This is a genomic window from Acetivibrio sp. MSJd-27, from assembly GCF_018918095.1.
Classification (GTDB): Bacteria; Bacillota; Clostridia; order UMGS1840; family HGM11507; genus HGM11507.
In genome coordinates, this window is record NZ_JAHLPV010000093.1 from 1 (window position 1) to 1,188 (window position 1,188).

Genomic DNA, 1,188 nt, shown 5'->3' on the forward strand with positions numbered 1-1,188 from the left:
CGTTCTGTAAAGTTAAATGAAAGTTGAAAACCCGCCAGCCTTTCTGGTACAATGGTTTCACCACAAATCCAAGTACCTCCCGAAAGGAGACGAGTTTTCATGGCTAAAGTATACCAGATTCACTGTCCAAAATGCAACAATAATCATTCATTTTATCGTTACGGCAAAGATAAATCCGGTTTTCAAAAATATCTTTGCCGAAAATGCGCTCATCAATTTGCCCCCGATGCGCCTGTTGGTAAACCCGGCAAACCGCGCAAGCGGCAGTATCCGTCCTGCCCGGTCTGCGGAAAAGCAACGTTTCTGCATCACGATATGGCGCATTACAGCAATTACCGCTGCTGCGACAAACGCTGCAGCCACTCGCTTTTCGTGCCAAAACCAACTGCAATTGCACCGCCGTCCGTCTCAAAGCTGTTTGGAAAAACCGACTTCAAACGCATGCGGTATCCCGTCCATGTGATTCTCATGGCGCTGAGCATGTTTTATCTGGGCAAAAATTCCTTCCGCAACATCGCCCTAATCCTGCAAACCGCCATGAATATCCGGGTTTCCCACACCACCATCGGCAATTGGTGTACCCGCTTTGCGCCGTTGTTTCAAAATATTGCGATACAGCTCATTCCGGCGCTGGATTTCAATTCCGATGAGTGGCATGCTGACGAAACGGTGGTCAAAATCCAAGGCGTGAAGCACTACCTCTGGCTGATTGTGGACGCTGAAACCCGCTTCGTACTCGGGTTTCACCTGTCCCCTCACCGAGATAGCCCGCAAGCGTTTACACTGCTCGAATCGGTCAGAACTTTGGGCAATCCGCACACAATCGTCACCGACCGCTACAGTGCGTACAAAGTCCCGGTCAAGGCACTTGGCAATGTACAGCACATTCGCGTGCAGAGCTTTGCCGACGACATTACCAACAACCTTATAGAATGCTTTAACAAACAGTTCAAGGCTTGGTACAAGACCAAACAGGGATTTTCTTCGTTTGCATCGGCAAACAACCTCATTTCCATGTTTGTCTTTTTTCACAACTTTGTCCGCCCACATTCCGCCTTGAACGGTCTTACCCCGGCACAGTGCGCCGGCCTCGAGCTGTCCAAAAAGCGCAAACGCGAGCTTTTGCTCGTTGCTTAGCCAGATTGGCTGATTGCGGGTGCTATTTTTTCATGTTAACTTTACAGAGCC

At 49.3% G+C, this 1,188-nt stretch carries 1 protein-coding gene; it reads left to right on the top strand.

Features of this window, described 5'->3' with window-relative positions:
* Positions 1–99 precede the first annotated feature (99 nt).
* Positions 100–1,137, top strand: a complete 1,038-nt coding sequence (locus KQI32_RS13240; protein ID WP_216426112.1) for an IS6 family transposase — start codon at positions 100–102, stop codon at positions 1,135–1,137.
* Positions 1,138–1,188: the final 51 nt, after the last annotated feature.

Coding starts and splice junctions, on each gene's coding strand:
- KQI32_RS13240 (WP_216426112.1), top strand. CDS start 100: ATGGCTAAAGTATACCAGATTCACTGTCCAAAATGCAACAATAATCAT.